This is a genomic window from Gluconacetobacter entanii (genome assembly GCF_003206495.1).
Lineage (GTDB): Bacteria > Pseudomonadota > Alphaproteobacteria > Acetobacterales > Acetobacteraceae > Novacetimonas > Novacetimonas entanii.
Map to the genome: position 1 here is coordinate 20438 of NZ_NKUF01000015.1, position 19777 is coordinate 40214.

Consider the following 19777-nt stretch of genomic DNA (forward strand, 5'->3'; position numbering starts at 1 on the left):
GCTCCCTGCACCCTGATTCGTTCAAAAGTCATGGTTTCCAAAGGGCAATGCCCTTTGGTGGGGGTTCGGGGGCGAAGCCCCTGAGGACATCGACGCATGCCACACCCGGGCGGCTTCCCGGACCCGGCAGGGAGCGCGCTCCCTGCACCCTGATTCGTTTAAAAGTCATGGTTTCCAAAGGGCAATGCCCTTTGGTGGGGGTTCGGGGGCAAAGCCCCTGAGGGTGTATGGCCCCCTACAACCCGTCACACAGGTTATTGGGGCATCCCGCGCGCAGGGGGGTGCCGTTTTCGGCGAGGCGTCGCGTGCTGTTGCTATAGACGGTGATGGTGCGGGGGGTGTCGGCTTCGCTGCTGGTGAATTCAGGCTGGATGACGGCGATGTCCTGCCCGTGGACGATCTGGACCTCGTGATGGTCGTTGCAGTTGCCAAAGAACGCGGTCGGTATGGCAATGCCCGAGGAATCCACCCGCACGATGGAATAGCTGGCGGGACACAGCGCATTGCCGGTGGAGGTCAGCAGCAGGAAATCCGTATCGCCCACCTGTCCGATCTTCTCCACGAACAGGGACCCGTTCCCCGCCGCGCGCGGCAGGGTCTGCTGTCCCGCGATGCTGAGCATCCCGCTGGAGGTATCGGCATCGCCAAAGCGGGTATGGGCATGGTGCGGGTCGGGCGGCGGTCCCGGCAGGTATTGCACGGTGGCGGCATGGACACTCCCGCCACCAAGCAGCAGCACAAGACATGCGAAAGTGAAATTCCTAAACATCCGCAATATATTCTACTTTTACCGAAGGAATCATTATGTATTCATGATATGTGGGCCGGTCATGCAATACAATTTATTAAAAACAGGCATGTAATCTGCATCTATTTTACGGGAATACAGAACTGATATTGTACGATTACACGCGGACCCTGCCCGTGTGGGAAGGCCCCCGTTCCGTGCCGCCAACAGGGCACGGCGGAGCGTCCCGGCGCGGTGGCGTCGGGGGTGCTGTCGTGAAAAGGGGGAGCGGTGCGTGCGCCCTGCCGCCGGTCGCGCGGCGGGGGCGGCGCGTCAGGTCGGGCGGGACGCGGCGGTGGCGTCGGGCGCGTGTGTGGGGGCGGTGGCGTCGCCGTCGGTGTCCTTCACCGTGTCGCTGAACAGGCGGTAATCCTCCGCCACGGCAACCATGGCGCAGGTCTGGCGCGCGGAGGCGTCGTCGGGATAGGCCTTCAGGCAGCGCTGCGCGATGACGGCCCCGCTGCCTTCCTGTTCGGTTTTGCGCATATATTCAGGGACGGTGAAATTCTGCCGTGCGATCATCAGGCCCGTCTGTTTCGCCGCCTCCCGCGGGGTGGGGGCCTGCGCCATGGCATGCCCGCAGAACAGAGCGGACATCAGGACCGCAAGGCAGGATTTCTTCATCTGCTGGCGTTTCCCGTGGGGTCTGTGGGCGGTGTGGCGGGATGGTCGTGCGGCATGATGTCGTCACTGCCGGAGGAGCCGGAGACAAGCTGCCACTGCCTGCGGTCGTCCTGATAGCGCGAGAGGCACATCTCCAGCGCCTGGTATTTCTCCAGCCGTCCGACATCGCCCGCCATGTTCAGGCACGCGCTTTTCAGGTCGCTGTCATAACGTGCCCATGACCCGGACAGGGCGGCCTGGCTTTTCTGTTCCGCGCTGATGCAGTCCGCGTCGCTGTCCTGCATTTCCACATGCGCGCGGGCGCAGTTCTGGGCGATGGGATAATGCGGCAGGGCCACCGCGCGCCCGTGCTGCGTGTCATAGGGGTGGTGGGCCAGCTTCTCTATATCCTGCGGGGGGGCGGTGTTGCGGGCGGCGGGCTCGGGGCCCAGCGGCGGCGGCATCCACAACGCATGGGCGGAGGCATATTCCCCCATCTGCGACAGGGCATTGGCCGCGCCCACGACGGAAAACGGCACCGGGTTGCGTTCGGGGGGCACCAGCGCGCCGGTGGTGGTGGCATGCAACTGCTGCATCAGGTCGGCCACGGCGTCGGGTTTCATGTCGCCGCCCGCCGTGTCCCATTTCCGCCCCTTGGAGAAGATCTGGAGCACCAGTTCGAACTTGCCGATCACGACCCCCACCGTGGTCACGCCCGACGGGTTGCGATAGCGTTTGTGCAGGTCATGCACCGCCATGCCGAGCGACCCCGTGGGCGTGCGGTAGAACATCACGTCAAGCTGGTTCTGGCGCGAGATGACCATCGGCTGTCCCTGCGCCCCGTCGGGGGAGAACGACCACCCGGCATCCTGCGCGCCAGCCTGTTCCTGCGCCATGGCGGCGGGCGCGGGCACGCACGGCGCAAGGGCCAGGCCAAGGCCAAGCACCGCGACGCCCGCCATGCGGATGGATGCGACAGCCGGGGCCGCGACAGAAAAAATGCGCATCCCGACCTGTTTCCCTCCGTCTGGTGACAACGCCACTGCACTTGGCGCGCATGATAACCCGCCGCGCTGTGCGCCTCAATGGCGTGCGGCGCAGCCCACGGTCACGGTGGGAAGGACGTAAGGGGAAGGGGAGGGGTCAGTGCGCCAGGCGTGACGGGGGGATGATGTCGCCCTCGTCCATCAGGTTCTGGATGGAATTGCGCACGCGCGCCCATGTGACGGCCATTTCCAGGTCGCCCGCGCTGAAGCACATGCCCGAACGCAGGTTCGCGATGCCCGACGCCCGCGCGCCGAACAGACGAATCATGTTCATGGCATGGGCCACGGGGTCATGGATCTGAAAATCTTGTTTAGTATTTTTCATTGCCCTGTCCATGCCATAAAATCACGACCAGAATACGTTCATAATATGGCAACCCTGCATTGCCCCGGGATCAGGACATCATGCTATGTCAGGTTTTACACGCCACGCGTACAACGTGGCCTTTTTCATATAAAATACCACGGGAACAGGCACCACCATGCCTATGCCCTTTTTTTGTCAAGATAAAGTGACAATATATGTCAGGTCGCCGCCACGGGGACATGCGTTGCCATCGCCGGACATGCCCGGCCGGCCGCATCGGGGCGGCGGGATCGGGTCAACCAATGGGTCGCAACTACGGGATTGTTGCAAAGTGAAGATATACCAGTTCCTTATCGCAGGGGCGGTTGCCCTGTCCGCGTTGCCGGCCATGGCGGGTGCGCAGGAGGCGGGGCAGTTGCAGGACAGTACGCAGTGGGCGCATTCGCCCGCCGGCGCGCGCCAGGCGCTGGCCACGCCCGACCCGCAACCCGCGCCGCCCCCGGCCATGACCATCGACGAACGCCATGACTGGTGGGTGGCCATCCACCATTCCCCCGACCATGGCCTGCACACCGACCTGTGCATCGCAGGGGCGGAGAACGAGGTGCTGATGGTCCGTGCCGATGCCGATTCGCTACAGATGCGCAGCGCGGATGACCACTGGACGCTGACGCCCGGCTCCACGGGGGACATGACGGTGCGCATCGGCGCGTACCAGCATGTCTTTCACATGCAGGCCAACGACGCGACGACGCTGTCGGTGGACCTGAAGCCCAAGGAGATGGCCGAACTGCTCAACGGGATGGAACGCGGGCAGCAGGCGACGGTGCAGTATGGCGAACGCACGGTCGTCAACATGACGCTGACCGGCAGCGCGCCGGTGCTGGACCGTTTCCGTGGCTGTGCGGAAACCAACCACTTCGCCGACCTTGGCCACGCACCCGACAGTCGCGCCAATCCGTTCTGACCCGGCAGGGGGCGGCAGGGCCGCACCGCGACCAGTGCATGACTGCCTGCGCTCTGCCCCGTGGTGACAATGCGGATGGGATGGGAAAAAATCCCGCCCATCAAGTGCATTGACCCCACGGAGGACAGAAAAGGTGAATCGAGTGTTTCATGGGCGCGCATGGCGTGCGGCGGTGGCCGCGTCGGCCATGTGCGCCATGACGTCGGGCATGGCCCATGCCGCCGCCCGCCATGCCCCGCCTGCCGCCCCGACGCCCGTCATGGACGTGCCGACCCTGCTGGCGCAGGGGCCGTCGCTGGTGGGCAAGCGCGTGACGCTGACCTGTTATATCGCGTCGGCCAATACCGGGGGGGCGGCCTGTGCGGCGTTTCGCATCGACGACCTGCCCGGCAGCGTGAACTGGAACGGCAGCGTGCCGCTTGATGGTGCGTCGCTGGAGGCGGCGTCGTCCGAGAAAGCGCAGCAGATGTGCGGCGACACCGGCATGCGCCCGCAGTGCAAGGCCGAGGTGACCGGCATCGTCTATGACCCGTTCGGGGACATGGGCGTGCAGGGCAAGCGTAATTTCGAACTGCGCGACGCCCGGATCCACTGGCTCGCCCTGCCCGAAAAGACCACAGGCGCAAAACGACGCTAAACCCCCTCAAAGTCATGGTTTCCAAAGGGCAATGCCCTTTGGTGGGGGTCTCGGGGGCAAAGCCCCTGAGGATGTCTTCGTATGAAACACCCGGGCTCTGCCCGGACCCGGCAGGGATCTCGATCCCTGCACCCTGATTCATTTAAAAAATCATGGTCTCCCACGGGTAACATCCCCCTGGGAGGCGGCCTCAGCCCATGCCGGGGCCGCCGGAGCCACCCGGCCCGTCGGAACTGTCATCCTGCCCCGGTGATCCGGTCATGACGCCCACGCCGCCGCTCTGGCTGGGGTCGCTGGGTGGCTGGCGTGATGCGCAGGCCCCCAGACCGGCCAGAAGTCCCGCGACGCACAACATGCGTGCCATGCCTGTCCACATCATGAATCTTCCTTATGCTCACGTTCTGGTGATCTATTTAGACACGCGCGGGCAAAAGAAAAAGGCGTCCTCTGGCGAATCAGGGCTGATCCCCCGGCCGCGACGCCCTGTGGCAGGGGTCAGCGGCCTTTCGCCCCGCTGACGCCAAAGCGGTAGAGGGTCGTCTGGTCAAACGTCTGGCCGGGGCGAAGTTCCGTGGTGGGGAAGTCGGGATGGTTGGGGGAGTCGGGAAAATGCTCGGCCTCGAACGCGACGGCGTCGGTCTGGCGATAGGCCCGGCCCGACACCCCGGCATATGTCGCGTCGAGCGAGTTTGCGGTATAGACCTGCAATCCCGGCTGTGTGGTCCAGACCTCCATCATGCGGCCCGATGCCGGGTCGCTGACCTGTGCCGCAAGGCGCGGCGTGGTCCCGGCGGGGCCGTTGATGATCCAGTTCTGGTCATAGCCACGGGCATACATGATCTGCGGGTCGTTATCGCGCAGGTGGTCGCCGATGCGGTGGGCCGTGCGGAAATCCAGCGCCGTGCCCGCGACGGTCGCGATCGGCCCCAGCGGGATGGAGGTCGCGTCCGTGGGCGTGAAGGTATCGGCATTGATGCGCAGGACATGGTTTTCGATGCTGCCGCTGCCTTCGCCCGCAAGGTTGAAATAGCTGTGGTTGGTCAGGTTCAGCACCGTGGGCCGGTCGGTCGTCGCGGTGTAATGCAGGCTGAAGGTATCGGTGTCATCCAGCCGGTAGGTCACATGCACATGCAGCGTGCCGGGAAAGCCCTGGTCGCCATCGGGGCTGACCAGTCCAAGCGTGACGCTGGCGCCGTGGGCGTCGGTACTTTCGCCCTCGAAGGTCCAGACCTGCTTGTCGAACCCCTTGGTGCCGCCATGAAGCGCGTTGGGCGGCGCGGTGATGGGAACGTGATAGGTATGGCCCTGCAACGAAAACGTCCCGCGCGCCAGCCGGTTGGCATACCGCCCGACGATCGCGCCAAAGAACAGGCCGCCGCGCGCGCTGTCATGGGTGTAGCCCGACAGCGTTGGAAAGCCGAGCACCACGTCACGGATGTCGCCATGCCGGTCCGGGGTCTCGATCGCGGTGATGGTGCCGCCATAGGTCATGAAGCGCACGCTGACGCCATGGGCGTTGCGCAGGGTGAACTGCTCCACCGCGCGGCCATCGTCGGTGGTGCCGAAGGGGGCGCTCGTGAAACTGACGGCGCCCGTGCGGGCGGGCGCGGCCCGTGCCGCGGACAGGCCCCCCACCATCGGCACAAGGGCCGCAAGCATCAGGCAGACGGGACGCAACGGGGAAACCATGGTCGGGGGATGTCCTGCGATATCAGGGGAATGGCGCGGCATGGCGCATGTCCGCGATCATGCCGCCGCCCGCCCGCCGGGGCAACCGCCACGCCCCGCGCCGCACGCATGGCACCGTGGCGCAGGGTGTCGGGTCTGGCGGCATCCCCCGACGCGGTCACGAAGCGGGAATTTTGTTGCACGAAGCGGTGGCTGTTACGCTGCCCCCGGTCGGAACTGGCGAAAGCGGGAGGGGCGGGTGCTTGTTCATGAAGGGGAGGAGCGCAACGCCATCATCGACCGACGCCTGGGGTGTTCGCTGGCGGCGATTGCCGGTGCGGTGAACGCCGCCGGGTTCCTTGCCGTCGGTTATTATTCGGCCAACATGACCGGAAATGTCTCCGCCCTGGCGAACGGCCTGCATGAAGGCCGCATGGCGACGGTCCTGTCCTGCTGTGGCCTGGTTGTGGCCTTTGTCGTCGGCGCCGTGCTGTCGGCGCTGCTGGTCAATGCGGGGCGGCGTCGCCGCGTGCCGTCGATCTATGCCCGCAGCATCCTTCTGGAGGCCTGCCTGCTCGGGCTGCTGGGGGCGGTGGACCTGCTGTCCCCACTCCAGCCACGCGGCCCGATGCTGGCCTACGGGCTGAGCTTCCTCATGGGGCTCCAGAACGCCACGGTCACGCGCATTTCCGGGGCGCGCGTGCGCACCACCCATATGACGGGCATGCTGACCGATGTGGGGCTGGAACTGGCGGACTGGCTGGATGCGTTCTTTCACCCGGCCGGCCCGGACCGGCGGGCCGGTACGCGTGAACGGCTGGGCCTGCATGCCGCGATCGTCGTGTCCTTCACGCTGGGCGGTGTTGGCGGGGCCTTCCTGTATGGCTGGTGGTCGGGGCTGCTGCTTGTGCTGCTGGCGGGACTTCTCGCCTGCCTTGCCCTGCCGGGGGCGCTGTCGCGTGAGTAGGTGGCGGGTTGGGAAGTGGAGTGGCGAGGGTATCGGGTCGCGCGGCACACGCCGCATCAACGCGATGCCCGACAAGCAGAGTGCGTCGTCATCGCAGGATCAGATTGGTGATGACGTCGGTCAGCCTGCCGAATGGCGGCTGAAGCAGTGTTGCCGCATTGAAACGTCCCTGTCGGTACACACCACGGGCATGTGTGAGTGCCATGAAGCCTTCCTTGCCATGATACGCCCCGATGCCACTGTCCCCCACGCCGCCAAATGGCAGATCGTCCTGCACATAATGCATCAGTGTGCCGTTGATCGTCACGTTTCCTGAAACCGTGTGCTTCAGCACCCTGTCGCGTTCAACGCGGCTGTCGCCAAAATAATACAGGGCCAGCGGCCGGGGACGGGCGTTGATGAAGGCGATCGCGTCATCCAGCGTGCGATAGGTCAGCACGGGCAGGACGGGACCGAAAATCTCCTCCTGCATGACCGCCATCTGCGGTGTCACATCCAGCAGCAGCACGGGGGCCATGACATGACCCGTAGCTGAATCACGTCCCAGCCGGATCACCCGCGCGCCCTGTGCCGCGGCATTGTCGATCAGATTGCCCAGCCGTTCGTAATGATGCGTGTTGAGAATGGCCGTATAATCAGGCGACCCCACATACCCACCCGGATGCTGCTTTTTCACGGCGTCCTGATAGGTTGCGGCAAAGGCGTCCCTGTCGTCTTCATGAACCAGCACGTAATCCGGCGCGATGCAGGTTTGCCCGGCATTGGTCAGCTTCCCGAACGCCACGCGGTCCGCCACCCGCTGCATTGAAAAACCGGGTTCGATCACCACGGGCGACTTTCCGCCCAGTTCAAGCGTGACAGGCGTCAGGTTGCGCGCGGCGGCCTCGGCCACTTTCTTTCCGACCGCCGTGCTGCCGGTGAACAGGATATGATCGAAGGGCAGGGCCGAGAACGCGGCCCCCACGTCGCCATTGCCCGTCACGACGGAAACCTGCTCCGCCGGAAAGGCGGCCTGAACGATCTGGCCGATCACCGCCGATGTGGCCGGTGTGAATTCCGACGGCTTGAGCATGGCCCGGTTGCCAGCCGCAATCGCCGTCGCCAGCGGCACGAGGGCAAGCGAGACCGGATAGTTCCATGGCGCGATAATGCCCACGACACCCACCGGCTGCCGGACCACCCAGGCGCGACCGCACTGGAAATAGGCCGAGACGTGGCGGCGCTGCGGTTTCATCCAGTGTCCCAGATGCGCGATCATGTAATTGATCGACTGCACCAGCGGGATCAGTTCCACGATGGCGCTTTCGCGTTCCGGGCGCTGGCCGAAATCCGTGTTCAGGGCGCGCACGATTTCGGTGCGGCGCGTCAGGATTTCGGCCTTCAGGCGGCGCAGGTCGGTCCGGCGCTGTTTCAGGTCGGGTGGTCCTGCCTGCTGGAACGCCGCGCGCTGGCGGTCGAGAAGACGATGCAGGTCAGCAGGAGTAACATCGGACATCACGTCCCCCATGTTTACAGGAGAAACTTATGCAGGCAGGGTATGGAGCATGACGATCCGGTGTCAATGAAAGTTTCTTGTGTAAACATGGACCTCGCGAATGCGTGAAACCAATGACCGCCCCTATCATCACGGCGACCTGCGTCGCGCCCTGGTTGACACGGCGCTGGACATGCTGGCTGCGGACCAGGACTGGGCTTTTACCCTGCGGGAAGTGGCGCGGCGCACGGGGGTGAGTCATGCAGCCCCGTACAAGCATTTCCGGGATCGCGGGATGCTGCTGCGGGAACTGGCCCGGATCGGCTTCGTCCGGCTTGGGGAGAGCCTGACAGCGGCCATGTCCCCCGATCAGCCGTCCACGCGCGCGCAATTCATGGCGGCGGCGCAGGCCTGTATCGGGTTTGCCTGCCACAACCCCGGCCTTTATCGCCTGATGTTCAGTGTCGATGCCGACAAGGCGATGGACCCGCAGTTGCATGACGCGGCCATGGCGACCTTCGGCATTCTGCTGGGACTTCTCGAAAGGGGACAGCACGACGGAAGCTTTCGGCCGGTTGCCGTCAATGCCCTGGCAGCGGCAAGCTGGGCGCAGGTGCATGGCCTGGCCATGCTGGCACTCAGCAATCAGTTGCTTGAGGAGAAGGTCGGGCCAACGCCAGTACCGGCCGCGCTGGACGTCTTGCTGGATGGCATGTGCCGCAGCGACTGATCGGGCTAAGGCAATGTCCGCTTTTCGGAGCTGGAAAAGCTTTGCCTGATGACCGGCATGAAGGCGTATCCCGCCTGTCGGCTATGAAACGGGTCAACAGGAAACTTACTGTCAGGGTCCAGTAAACATGGCGAAGGGCCGTCCCGAAAGCCCGCCCCCGCCAACATCCTGCAAAAGGCAGAAGGAACGCCGCCTTTTCAGAAAAAGGCGGCGTCCGGAAACCCCCGGCTCACCCCGACGCCTTCATCAGGCGTGCGGCGCGGCTCAGGGCCATGATGGGGAACAGTTGGCGGTACAGGTCGTAGCGCAGCATGAACGCACGCGACAGTTCCGCGCCCTGCGACAGGCGCTTGGTCAGCATCGGGTCGTCGAGTTTGATGGTCTGGCCCACACCGTATCCGGGGAAGCCGGTGCCGGTGAACTCCTCCTCATGCCAGCTTCCGTCGGGCTGCTGGCTGTCGATCAGGTAGCGGCAGCCACGCGCGATCGCGGGATGGTCCTGTTTGCGGTTGGCCGCGATCAGGCCCATCAGCGCCCACGCCGTCTGTGACGCGGTGGTCTGCCCCCGCCCGATGGCGGAGGGGTCCATGTAGGACGCGCAGGTTTCGCCCCAGCCGCCGTCCTCCTGCTGGTGCGCCACCAGCCAGTCGCACGCGCGGGTGATGTAGGGCTGGGTCATGTCCTCCCCGATCGCGGCCAGCGCCGGCAGGACCGCGCCCGTGCCATAGACATAGTTCACGCCCCAGCGCCCGAACCACGGGCCGGCGGGGTCCTGCTCCGCCCGGACATAGGCCAGGCCGCGCTGGATCGCGGGCATGTCGCGCGGCAGGCCCAGCAGGCCGAACGCCTCGAGGATATGCGCCGTCACATCGACCGAGGGCGGGTCCAGTGCCTCGCCAAAGTCGCAGAACGGGATCTTCGACAGCAGGCTGCGGTTGTTGTCCTTGTCGAACGCGCCCCATCCGCCGCATTCGCTCTGCATCGCCACCAGCCAGTTGACCGCACGGTCAATGGCGGCGTCCACGCCCTTCTTCTTCCATTCCGGGCGGTTGCGGCACGGGGCCAGCGCGATCAGCGCGACGGCGGTGTCGTCGGTGTCGGGATAGCGGTCGTTGGCATATTCGAACGCCCACCCGCCGGGTTCGACATCCGGCAGCTTGATGGACCAGTCGCCGCGCACGCGCACCTGCCGCGCCAGCAGCCAGTCCAGCGCGCGGTCCATTTCCGGGGTGTAACGATCCTGTGCCCCCGCATCATGCAGCGCCATGAGTGCGAGCATCGTGTCCCATACCGGGCTGTTGGTCGCCTGAACCCACGACGCATCGCCCCGGTCATGACGCCAGCCCGGATCGTCCAGCGCCGCCAGACCCTTGGCCATGACGGGGTGGTGCAACTGGTAATCCTCCCCATGCAGGGCCATCAGGCCGTACACCCATGGCGGCTGGATGCCGCCCCACGCGCCATCCGCGTCCTGGTGGCGGATGATCCATTCCAGCATGTGGCGGATCGCGGCCTCGCGCACCGTGCTGCGGCGCAGGACCTTCGTCTGCAACCAGTGCAGGCCCTTGTCCGTGCTGCGGAAGAAGGTGGACCACAGATCCACGCCTTCCTTCTTCGGCAGGGTGTAGTCGAAGTGGGTCCGTCCCTCCGGGAACAGCGCGTCAAGCCGGTCGTCCGGGCGCAGCGGGCGGCTGGGCCTGCGGGCCGACAGGATCGCCAGCGGCACCAGCGTCGCACGCGCCCACTGGGCAAAGTTGTAGATGGAGAAGACGAATTTGTTGGGGAACCAGATGATTTCAGGCGGCAGGTTGGGCGTCTTCTCCCACGGCCATTCCCCGATCAGCGCCAGCCAGTAGCGGGTGAAGACGCGGATGTTGCGCAATCCCCCCTTGCGCGCGATCCACGTCGCGGCGCGTTCCAGCGCGGGCGTGTCCGCAGCATAGCCCAGCGAGCGCAGCGCGGCATATGCCTCCACCGTGGCGTTGATGTCGCCATTGCCCGCGCCATGGTACACGCCCCACGACCCGTCCGGGCGCTGCATCTCCAGCAGCGCATTGCCCAGGCGCGGGCGCAGGGGATGGTCCTCCAGCCCCAGGAACCACAGCGCCAGGCACCATTCCGCCTCCATCGAGGCATTGGACCCGACAGAACCGACCCAGTGGCCATCCGCCTTCTGCTGCCCCATCAGCCAGTCGCAGGCGCCGGAAATGGCGTGCGTCAGGCTGTTGCCCATCGCCATGAGCGGCGTGGCGCCGGTGCGGCCCCGGTCGGTGGCCATGGGGGCCGCATCAAGGGTATCGGCGGCGGGGGAGGGGGAGTGACCTGTCGTATCCATCGTCTGTAAATATCCGTGCAAGATAGCAAGAAATAGAAAAGGTTGGACGTCGGCAAAGGCTCTACATGGCCGGGGCGGGGGTGGACAGCATGTTCTGGATGTCGGCGAACACACTGTCCCATTGTGCCTGCGCCATGTCGATGAAGCCAAGGCTGCGCAGGAAAAAAGCACCCTCCGCCGCGAACAGCAGGGTGCGGATGCGCCCGGCCTGCGCCGGGTCGGTGTCGGGGGATGTCGCGGGATCAAGGCCGAACCACCCGGCATACCACTGGCGGATGCGTTGCAGGTGGCGCGGCGATTGCAGCAGCGTCACCAGCATCCCGGCCATGCGCGCGCGCGTTGCGTCGTCGATCTGGCTGCATACCCGGACATAGGCCCGCGCCCGCGCCAGGGGCGAGGCATCCGGCCCGCCATGAAGCGCCGCCTGCATGTCGAACGCGGCGATCCAGCGTTCGACAAGGGCCGCGATCAGGTCATCCTTGTTGCCGAAGCAGTATTGCAGCCCGCCCTTGGTAATGCCCGCCTGTCGCGCCACGGCGTCCAGCGTCAGCGCACTTGCCCCCGCGCGCTGCACCACCTGTTCGGCACATTCCAGCACCTTTTCACGGTCGATTGTCTTGGGTCGCGCCATGGGGCCTCGTATCCGGTCTCATATGCGTGGTTTCAATCCAGCCGGATGGAATTAAACCACGCCCCGATGCGTTTCAACCCCGCCACGTGCTGTCGTATGTCGGGGCGGGTATGATATGACCGCGCATCGTGACGCGGGTGCGCGGGGAATATCTGGGGGGTGGCATGATTATCCGGGGCTACAACTTCTTTTGCGACATGACGCCGGACATGCAGTACCTGCGCAACCATGATGCGGTTGACAGCTTTATCGAACGCAACATGATCTTCATCCTGCCCGACCGCCTGCGCCGCTTTCGCAAGAACCTGTACCATGTCCGCCGCAACGCCGGGCCAAGCCACGAATATTCGCCCCTGTTCCGCGTGCGCAGCCAGTTGCGCTCCGACCCGATACCGGCGGGCTATGACGGGCCGTTCGACGTGTTCCCGTTCTATGCCAATGCCACGATGACCCGCACGCGGCACAAGGATTACTACGTCCTGTTCATCTTTCGCGACAAGATGTCGTGGACGCGCTTTCGCCAGATCGCGGGGGAATGACGCCCGGCCCGCCCCGTCGCGCCGGGGGCATGCTGCATTGCGGCATCCGCCCTATGCGAACCTGTTGCGGTATGGGATATACACCGGAACTGCATAAATACGGGCATGCCGCCACTGGCGCCGCATGCAATGGAGACAGGAGCATATGAAGGATCGTGTGGCACTGGCCATGGCGTCGATACTGATGATGGCCACCGGCGCGCCCGCGGCACTGGCGGTTCCCATGGGGACCACGGCCACGGCCACGGCGACGGCCCCGGCATCGGGCGCGGAGCAGGCCCCGGTGCTGCAGAAACTGCCGCCGTACCAGAACAAGGTGACGGAATATATCGACCGTTCCTCCATCCGGGTGCACGGCAGCCATGCCTCCGCCACGTTCGTGCAGGATTTCGATGACGAGATGATCAGCCACGGCCTGCCGTTCGCCTCCGTCCGGTTTTCGGTCCTGTACAACTGCGCCGCCAACACGTACCGCACCCTGTCCTATGCCACGTGGTCGGGCCATATGGGCAGGGGGCGCAAGCTGGCGGACGGGCCGGTGCCGCGCGGGGAAATGACGGTCGATCCCTCGCTGGAGGACGGTCGGCGCATTGCGTGCGGGCGCTGATCCGGGTTACCCACAGATTCGGGGATAGGCGCGCGGGTAACCGTGTGGATAAATCCGTCAGTAATGTGGAAAACGATGTGAAAACGCGGCGATCGCGCGGCGTGAAAGTGGGGAAAACACCATGGATAGCAGAATCGTCGCCGCCCTGTCCGATGCCCTTGCGCCCGCGCCGGGTGCGGCGCCCACTGTCGTCCCCACCAATGACGCCGCCCGCCGGGCACAGGCGCGCGACGTGCTGGAACGGCTGGAGAAATCCGGGTTCCAGGTGATCGCGGCCGATCCGGCGGCCACACAGGCGCGCCAGGCGCTGGCGCTGATCCGCATGGGGATCAACGACCTGTTCTCTGGCGAGGACCGGCGCCTGAAATATGCGTCGCTGTTTGTACTCTTTGTCGTGCTGCTGGTCCTGTACCTGCAACCTCTGGCTGTGCTGTTCGGGCTGCTGGCGATTGGTGTGGGCCTCTTTGTCATGTCGCTGGTCAGGAAAGAATAAGTATTCTTACAATATATCATGAATATATTGTAAAATATGCGCCCATTCCCCTGTATTTCCGTATGAAACCCTGGGTTGTTGTTTTTTGAATTCAGGATTGATGCAGATCAACGTAAGAAATTGCCCATAACCTAGACTTGCCAGGCATGGTAGGTGCAATGCCGTGTCTTGCGGGGGGAGCAGGGGACGGTTTTCTTGCGGGGGTGCCTTCGTCGGGTTCCTGTCGTGAATGGACAGACGCGGAATCGGATTGATGCTGATGATCGAACGCGCCAAAGATCGCAAACAGCCAAAGCCGCCGGACGCGGCCCTGTTTGATGATCCCACGCAGTTTGCGTGCGACATGCTCAAGGCGCTCGGGCCGCAGGCATTGCAGGTGGCCACGACGCGCGCGGGCTATTTCCTCAGTACCGGGGACTTCCGCCGCGCAATCGCATGGGTGCGCGTGCGCCGCATCCTGCGCGGCTGGCTTGACACCACGCCCCGCGGCGATGGCCTGCACTGAAGGGCGTTATCCTTCGGCAAGCGGTATTTTCAGGTGAAACGCGGGGCGGCGTGGTTCAGGGCGCGCCGTGGCCAAGCAGGTGCGTCAGCAGTGTAAAGAACCCGCCGCACAGGACGCTGCCCAATGCGATGACGGGGCCGATCCAGATATCACGCATGGCCTCGCGCACCCGGTACAGGGCGCGTTGCGTGCGGGGCGGGCGTGCGGTGGTGGAGTGCAGGCAGGAAATGGACATGGCGTGGCTTCCCGGGGCGGATCAGACGCCCCCAAAAACGACTTCGATGCGTAGGCGGTCGCGCCTGATGCCCCCGGCCGGGGCGCAAGTCAATGCGGAAAATGACAGGCGATCCCGATCATTTTCCCGCCCCATTCCATATTGGCGGAAAAGCGCCATGTCCCGCGGGTTCCCGCCCTGTCCCGATGGCGGGCATGCACCGCGCGCAGCCATCCGCCGCCCGCACGCCGGGCCGCGGAACCACACGGACCCTTTCCCCCGAATCGCAATCCCCCGGCCGGCGCGCGCCGCCTGATCCGTTTCGGCCATGGCGTGCATGAAAGCCACAGGTGTCATTATCTTACAAAAAAGCGATGGACTTTTGAGTATAAGATTCCTTTAGATGAAGGCGATCATCAATAAATCTTCAGACATTTTTCATAATTCTCCCTTTGTCCCCGTCATCAAGAGAGAAAATGACAGTTTATCCTTTCCCCTCCGCGCCTGTTTCCCGCTGTTTGCGTTCGTGGATGTTCCTGTTGCCGCTGGCTGGACTGGCGGGATGTGGCTATACCGATTCCCGCACCGCGCATCGTGCGCAGTTGACCATGATCGGCATGCGCGCCGACGAGGTGGAGTCGTGCGTGGGAATCCCGGACAAGGTCAAGGAACTGAGCCCCGGCATCCAGATTTTTGAATATAGCCGGACCCTGAACATTCCCTCGACGAACGATTCCACGTTCATCCCGCTACAGACGATCGTCAACCTGACGCAGACGGCGCTGGGCGGTGCGGGCAAGACCTGCATTGCCGATATCCGCATCGAAAATGGCGAGGTCACGGACCTGCATTACAGCGGCGATGACGACGAAATAGTCGGCACGGACGGCGTCTGTTCCATCGTGACGCGCGGCTGCATCCGCAAGCCCGTCACGTCGATGCGCCACGTCAAGGCCGGTATCTTTGGCCCGGTATCGGCATTCAGCGACCCCAAGACGCCCGACGTGACCCCATCCGCCACCGTCTCCACCACGCCCGCCACACCCACCACGCCCACGGTGGCCGCGACGCCTGCGACACCCGCCGCCCCGGCCGCCCCCACCGTCCCGGCCACTCCCGCTACACCCGCCACCCCGGCCATCCCGGCCGCGCCAACACAGTCGGCAACCTCGGCCTCCTCCAGCGTCTCAACATTCTCGGCCAAGCAATAAGCCCCGCTTCCTTGGCGCATGGAACATCCGGGCTCTGCCCGGACCCGGCAGGGAGCGCGCTCCCTGCACCCTGATCTGTTTAAAAGTTCTGGTTTCCAAAGGGTAATACCCTTTGGTGGGGGTTCGGGGGCAACGCCCCTGAGGCAGTCGTCGCATGGACCATCCGGGCGGCTTGCTCCGGACCCGGCAGGGATCACGATCCCTGCACCCTGATCTGTTTAAAAGTTCTGGTTTCCAAAGGGCAATGCCCTTTGGTGGGTGTTCGGGGGCAACGCCCCTGAGGCAGTCGGCACATGCCACACCCGGGCGGCTTGCTCCGGACCCGGCAGGGATCGCGATCCCTGCACCCTGATCTGTTTAAAAAGTTCTGGTTTCCAAAGGGCAATGCCCTTTGGCGGGGTGCAGGGGCAGCGCCCCTGTGTCCTGTTCCGTCAGGCCGCGCGGGCGATGTCCGGCGTTGCGTCGGACAGGGTCCAGCGGGTGTGGGCGGCGTGGTTGACCTGCAGGCTGAGGGTGACGGTGCCGCGGCGGCCGGCCCACAGTCCGGGCGACAGGCGGGCCATGCCGGTGGTCCAGCGCCATGTGCATCCGTCGCGTCCCTCGTCGGGGTGGAACGCGGGGGCGAGCAGCGGATGGTCCAGGCCCAGCGCCGCGCCGCCGCCGGTGTGGCTGTCGCCGATCCATGCCTCGTGCACCTGAACGCCAAGCGCGCGTACGTCGCCCCGTGCGTCGAGGCCGAGATATGCTGGCAGGAAGGTCGCGCTGTGCACGGTGACGGTGCGCGCGGTGGCGGGGAAGGCGAAGTGCGTCAGGCCGCCGGCCATGACGGGGTCCACGCGTCGCCCGTCCACCATCAGGTGCAGGCCCGCATCCTGCGCCGGACGCCATCCCATGTCATGCGCGCGCGCCAGCAGGCGTTCGCGCAGTTCGCGGATGACGGGGCCTTCCTGATGGAAGGGCAGGGCGTGCTTGTGGATCAGTCCGGGCGTGCGCTGCGGGTCGAGGCCCTCTGCCCCGATGGCGAATTCGTGGCGGTTGCCGACATCCATGAAGCTTTCGCTGCCAAGGCCCGAGGCCATGAGCACGTCATGGCTGTCGAGTTCGACATGCCAGTAGCGCACCTCCACCCGGTCGTCCTGCGTGATGCTGATGCCGTTGAGCAGCGTGCTGGCGGGAACGAACACGTCGGTGCCGTCACGCAGGGTCATGGCGATGGCATGTCCGGGCGACACCATGACGTCGCGCGTGGGGACGTTGGGGGCGATGGCGTGCGCGGTGATGCATACGGGCTGCGCGATGTAGCGGCGCCATGCGGGCATGCCAAGGCACAGGATGCGGCGATGGCCAAGCCAGCGGACGCGGCGGTGCGCGCCGGACGCGGTGACGACCTCGTCCCCAACGCGCAGGTCCTCCACCGCGACCTCGCCACGCGGGGTCAGCAGCAGCGTGCCTTCGGTAAAGCACGGCGTGCTCGGCACCGATGTGGCGGGCGTGAAATCGTTGCCGTTGCTGGTCGCGGTGATGGTGGAGGGCACGTCGTTGGACGTCGTATAGGTCGTATCCGTCAGGTAGGCGTAGGACGGGCCGGACTGGTTCGTGTCCACGACCTTGCCATTATCCATGTTGTTCGTCGTCTGGGGCGGCGAGTACAGGATCTGCCCGTCATGGGTGGAATACGGCGTCTGCTGCATGACCGTCGTCACGGTGCCGCCATCGGGACTCTGGAGCGTGGCATCGACAAAGCCGGTATTGACGCCGTTGTCATACACGCTGTTCAGTTCCAGCGTCTGGGTGCCGCTTCCGAACCCCTGGTCATAGACCGTCCCGCCCGAACCGGCGGACTCCTGCGCATTTTCGCTGTTATATTCAGAAAGCGTCTGGACTTGAAGGGTCGTGCTGCCATCGCTGTTGAGCGGCAGGGATGCGGGGGATGCGGTGGGATCATCCGAATTGTCGGCCGTGTCGATCAGGAAGACCTGGCTGCTGGTTTCGTTGCCGTCACTGTCCAGCGTAACCGTATATTTTGCATTCTGGTAATCAGTATACTTGTTCGCCATTTCTGCGAAGTCTCCGATATCGGGCGGATTGAAAAATAATTCCGCGACGGCCTGAAGGAACTATATCCAGCGTTTTTGATGCATCTTTTCTATTTTTTTGCTGAATAATGTCCCGAATGGTCTCTTTGACTTCGCTGGTTACATTATGAAATCCATTGTTGCAAACTATATCTGCCGACGGCTGTCCCGACTGTCCGGGGCGGTTGCCACGCGGCCGGCGCCCCCCTGGCGGGGTGCAGGGGCAGCGCCCCGCCAGGGGGGAGGACGCATCACGCCACGCGGCGGCCCGCCTGCGGCAGGTGCCAGTAGGCAGCAGGGGCGGCGTGGTCCAGATGCAGGCTGAATGTCACCCGTCCGGCGTGACCGGCCCACAGTCCGGGCGGCAGCGTCGCCATGCCGGTGGTCCAGCGCCAGTCGCATCCGTCGCGCCCCTCGTCGGGGTGGAAGGCGGCGGCCAGCAGGGGATGGTCCAGACCCAGCGTTGTCCCGCCCATCCATGCGCCGCGCACGTTCACGCCCAGCGCCCGCGCATCGGCCGGCCTCCCCACCGCCAGGTCGGCGGGGCGGAAGGTGGCGCTGTGCAGGGTGACGTGCCGTGCGGTGGCGGGGAAGGTGAAATGCACCAGCCCCCCGGCCGTGACCGGCGCAATGCGGCGGCCGTCCACCACCAGATGCAGGTCGGCCGCATCCGTCAGGCCCCAGCCAAGGGCGCGCGCACGTGCCAGCAGGCGCGCGCGGACGGTGGCGACCACCGCACCGGCGTCGTGAAACGGCAGGGCATAGTCCGCCAGCGTGGCGGCCGTGCGTTCGGGGTCCAGTCCCGCCGCGCCGATGGCAAGGTCATGGCGGTTGCCGATATCCATGAAGCTTTCGCTGCGCAGTCCGGCGGACAGCAGCACGTCATGGCTGTCGAGTTCGACATGCCAGTAATGGGCCTGCACCCGGTCGTCCTGCGTGATGGTCGCGCCGTTGACCAGCACGCTTGCGGGCACGAACACGTCCGCCCCCGCCACATCCAGCGCAATGGCGTGGCCCGGCGACACCACGATGTCACGCGCGGACACGCCCGGCGCGATGGCGTGTGCGCCGATGCGCACCGGCAGGACGGTATGGCGCAGGTGGGCGGGGACGCTGCGGCAGGCGATGCGGCGATGGCCGATCCAGCGGATGCGGCGGTGCGCGCCGGACGCGGTCACGACCTCGTCCCCCGCGCGCAGGTCCTCCACCGCGACATCGCCGCGCGGCGTCAGGATGGGCGTGCCCGTGGTGAAGCACGGGACATCCGCCGCGGTGGCGGCGGGGGTGAAGTCGTTGCCGTTGCTGCTGGCGGTCACGGTGGAGGGGACGTCCTCCATCGGGGTTGCGGCCGTGTTCGTGAAATAGAGGTACGCCCCGCCCGTCCCGCTGCTTTCGGTCTGCGCCACCTGTCCGTTGACCGTGTCATCGATGCTCTGCGACGGGGCGTACAGGAACACGCCGTCGCTGGTGGAATAGGGGGTCTGCTGCAGCAGGGCGGTTTCCTGCCCGCCATTGGCGCCGGTGGTCGTCGCCGTGACAAAGCCGGTATTGACGCCGTTTTCATACAGGCTGTTGAGCGTCATGGTGTTCGTCCCGTTGGTGAAACCGGGATCGGGCGTGTTCGGGCCATCGCTGTTGACCGAATTGATGTTGTCCACGGAAAAGACCGGGTTGCCATCGCCATCGGTGGTGGTGTTCTGCGCCGCAAAGATCTGCGAACTGCTGACATAACCATTGCTGTTGGTCGTCAGCGTGTAACTCTTGTTACTGTAGTCGGTATATTCCTGTGTCATTACCCATGAAGCCATGTGTCAGGAGGCGGCCTTTCCGGCCCCTTCATGGCGAAACGGGCATGAAACCAGAGACGTGGAACGACCGGCGGTCATGGGACCCGTGCGAGTCCCGTCATCTGTTATAACAGATACATTACGAGACGTTATGTTACAAACTATTTGGCAACCTTCTGGCGCAGGCCGGGTGT

Annotated in this window: 22 protein-coding genes; 9 read left to right on the plus strand and 13 right to left on the minus strand. The window is 64.9% G+C overall.

What is annotated here, in order from left to right:
- Positions 1-235 precede the first annotated feature (235 nt).
- The 4 genes from CFR72_RS08365 to CFR72_RS17525 all read right to left on the minus strand — a co-directional run bounded on the left by CFR72_RS08365 (position 236) and on the right by CFR72_RS17525 (position 2710).
- The gene (locus tag CFR72_RS08365; protein WP_146220683.1) at positions 236-769 is read right to left on the minus strand and encodes a hypothetical protein; all 534 of its coding nucleotides are present in this window, start codon (positions 767-769) and stop codon (positions 236-238) included.
- Positions 770-1060: 291 nt separating this feature from the next.
- Positions 1061-1411: a hypothetical protein gene (locus CFR72_RS08370; protein WP_110913529.1), complete on the minus strand. Its 351-nt coding sequence runs from the start codon at positions 1409-1411 to the stop codon at positions 1061-1063.
- Entirely contained in the window at positions 1408-2397 is a 990-nt protein-coding gene (locus tag CFR72_RS08375; RefSeq protein ID WP_110913530.1) for a hypothetical protein, read from the minus strand. The genes CFR72_RS08370 and CFR72_RS08375 overlap by 4 nt, the downstream gene beginning before the upstream one ends.
- Before the next feature lie 136 nt (positions 2398-2533).
- Complete coding sequence (locus CFR72_RS17525) at positions 2534-2710, minus strand: hypothetical protein (RefSeq protein WP_167400337.1); 177 nt, start codon at positions 2708-2710, stop codon at positions 2534-2536.
- Positions 2711-3074: 364 nt separating this feature from the next.
- On the opposite strand from CFR72_RS17525, the gene CFR72_RS08380 reads away from it, so the two are divergent.
- Both CFR72_RS08380 and CFR72_RS08385 read left to right on the plus strand, forming a co-directional pair.
- Positions 3075-3710 carry a hypothetical protein gene (locus tag CFR72_RS08380; protein WP_110913531.1) on the plus strand — a complete coding sequence of 212 codons (636 nt, stop codon included), beginning with the start codon at positions 3075-3077 and terminating at the stop codon, positions 3708-3710.
- Positions 3711-3843: 133 nt separating this feature from the next.
- Positions 3844-4347 carry a hypothetical protein gene (locus CFR72_RS08385; protein WP_233044333.1) on the plus strand — a complete coding sequence of 168 codons (504 nt, stop codon included), beginning with the start codon at positions 3844-3846 and terminating at the stop codon, positions 4345-4347.
- A 190-nt stretch (positions 4348-4537) separates the two neighbouring features.
- On the opposite strand, the gene CFR72_RS17180 is transcribed toward CFR72_RS08385, so the two are convergent.
- The 3 genes from CFR72_RS17180 to CFR72_RS18280 all read right to left on the minus strand — a co-directional run bounded on the left by CFR72_RS17180 (position 4538) and on the right by CFR72_RS18280 (position 6181).
- Positions 4538-4726 carry a hypothetical protein gene (locus CFR72_RS17180; RefSeq protein WP_146220684.1) on the minus strand — a complete coding sequence of 63 codons (189 nt, stop codon included), beginning with the start codon at positions 4724-4726 and terminating at the stop codon, positions 4538-4540.
- A 116-nt stretch (positions 4727-4842) separates the two neighbouring features.
- Positions 4843-6036 carry an aldose epimerase family protein gene (locus CFR72_RS08390; RefSeq protein ID WP_110913577.1) on the minus strand — a complete coding sequence of 398 codons (1194 nt, stop codon included), beginning with the start codon at positions 6034-6036 and terminating at the stop codon, positions 4843-4845.
- A gap of 22 nt (positions 6037-6058) precedes the next feature.
- Positions 6059-6181: a hypothetical protein gene (locus CFR72_RS18280; protein ID WP_279629160.1), complete on the minus strand. Its 123-nt coding sequence runs from the start codon at positions 6179-6181 to the stop codon at positions 6059-6061.
- Positions 6182-6274: 93 nt separating this feature from the next.
- Here CFR72_RS18280 and CFR72_RS08395 point away from each other — a divergent pair, with 93 nt between their 5' ends.
- The gene (locus CFR72_RS08395) at positions 6275-6982 is read left to right on the plus strand and encodes a YoaK family protein (protein ID WP_110913532.1); all 708 of its coding nucleotides are present in this window, start codon (positions 6275-6277) and stop codon (positions 6980-6982) included.
- Between the two features lie 88 nt (positions 6983-7070).
- On the opposite strand, the gene CFR72_RS08400 is transcribed toward CFR72_RS08395, so the two are convergent.
- Positions 7071-8477: a coniferyl aldehyde dehydrogenase gene (locus CFR72_RS08400; protein WP_110913578.1), complete on the minus strand. Its 1407-nt coding sequence runs from the start codon at positions 8475-8477 to the stop codon at positions 7071-7073.
- A gap of 100 nt (positions 8478-8577) precedes the next feature.
- Here CFR72_RS08400 and CFR72_RS08405 point away from each other — a divergent pair, with 100 nt between their 5' ends.
- Complete coding sequence (locus CFR72_RS08405) at positions 8578-9186, plus strand: TetR/AcrR family transcriptional regulator (RefSeq protein ID WP_110913533.1); 609 nt, start codon at positions 8578-8580, stop codon at positions 9184-9186.
- Positions 9187-9415: 229 nt separating this feature from the next.
- Here CFR72_RS08405 and shc read toward each other — a convergent pair whose 3' ends face one another.
- A complete protein-coding gene (gene shc, locus CFR72_RS08410; RefSeq protein WP_233045263.1) occupies positions 9416-11464 on the minus strand; it encodes a squalene--hopene cyclase in 2049 nt (682 codons plus the stop codon).
- A gap of 118 nt (positions 11465-11582) precedes the next feature.
- On the minus strand, positions 11583-12152 hold the full coding sequence (locus CFR72_RS08415; RefSeq protein WP_110913535.1) for a TetR/AcrR family transcriptional regulator: 570 nt from the start codon (positions 12150-12152) through the stop codon (positions 11583-11585).
- Between the two features lie 164 nt (positions 12153-12316).
- On the opposite strand from CFR72_RS08415, the gene CFR72_RS08420 reads away from it, so the two are divergent.
- From CFR72_RS08420 to CFR72_RS08435, 4 genes are all read left to right on the plus strand, one after another.
- Positions 12317-12691, plus strand: coding sequence for a hypothetical protein (locus tag CFR72_RS08420; RefSeq protein ID WP_110913579.1), 375 nt, complete (start codon positions 12317-12319; stop codon positions 12689-12691).
- A 145-nt stretch (positions 12692-12836) separates the two neighbouring features.
- A complete protein-coding gene (locus tag CFR72_RS08425) occupies positions 12837-13298 on the plus strand; it encodes a surface-adhesin E family protein (protein WP_233044328.1) in 462 nt (153 codons plus the stop codon).
- 121 nt (positions 13299-13419) lie between these two features.
- Positions 13420-13791: a hypothetical protein gene (locus CFR72_RS08430; RefSeq protein ID WP_110913536.1), complete on the plus strand. Its 372-nt coding sequence runs from the start codon at positions 13420-13422 to the stop codon at positions 13789-13791.
- 229 nt (positions 13792-14020) lie between these two features.
- Complete coding sequence (locus tag CFR72_RS08435) at positions 14021-14296, plus strand: hypothetical protein (protein WP_146220685.1); 276 nt, start codon at positions 14021-14023, stop codon at positions 14294-14296.
- 55 nt (positions 14297-14351) lie between these two features.
- On the opposite strand, the gene CFR72_RS08440 is transcribed toward CFR72_RS08435, so the two are convergent.
- Positions 14352-14531: a hypothetical protein gene (locus tag CFR72_RS08440; RefSeq protein WP_110913538.1), complete on the minus strand. Its 180-nt coding sequence runs from the start codon at positions 14529-14531 to the stop codon at positions 14352-14354.
- Between the two features lie 509 nt (positions 14532-15040).
- Between CFR72_RS08440 and CFR72_RS08450 the strand changes: the two genes are divergently transcribed.
- Complete coding sequence (locus tag CFR72_RS08450) at positions 15041-15721, plus strand: hypothetical protein (RefSeq protein ID WP_408869962.1); 681 nt, start codon at positions 15041-15043, stop codon at positions 15719-15721.
- Positions 15722-16152: 431 nt separating this feature from the next.
- Here CFR72_RS08450 and CFR72_RS08460 read toward each other — a convergent pair whose 3' ends face one another.
- Positions 16153-17778, minus strand: a complete 1626-nt coding sequence (locus CFR72_RS08460) for a Hint domain-containing protein (RefSeq protein WP_110913540.1) — start codon at positions 17776-17778, stop codon at positions 16153-16155.
- Between the two features lie 269 nt (positions 17779-18047).
- The gene (locus CFR72_RS08465; protein ID WP_110913541.1) at positions 18048-19604 is read right to left on the minus strand and encodes a Hint domain-containing protein; all 1557 of its coding nucleotides are present in this window, start codon (positions 19602-19604) and stop codon (positions 18048-18050) included.
- Positions 19605-19777 lie beyond the last annotated feature (173 nt).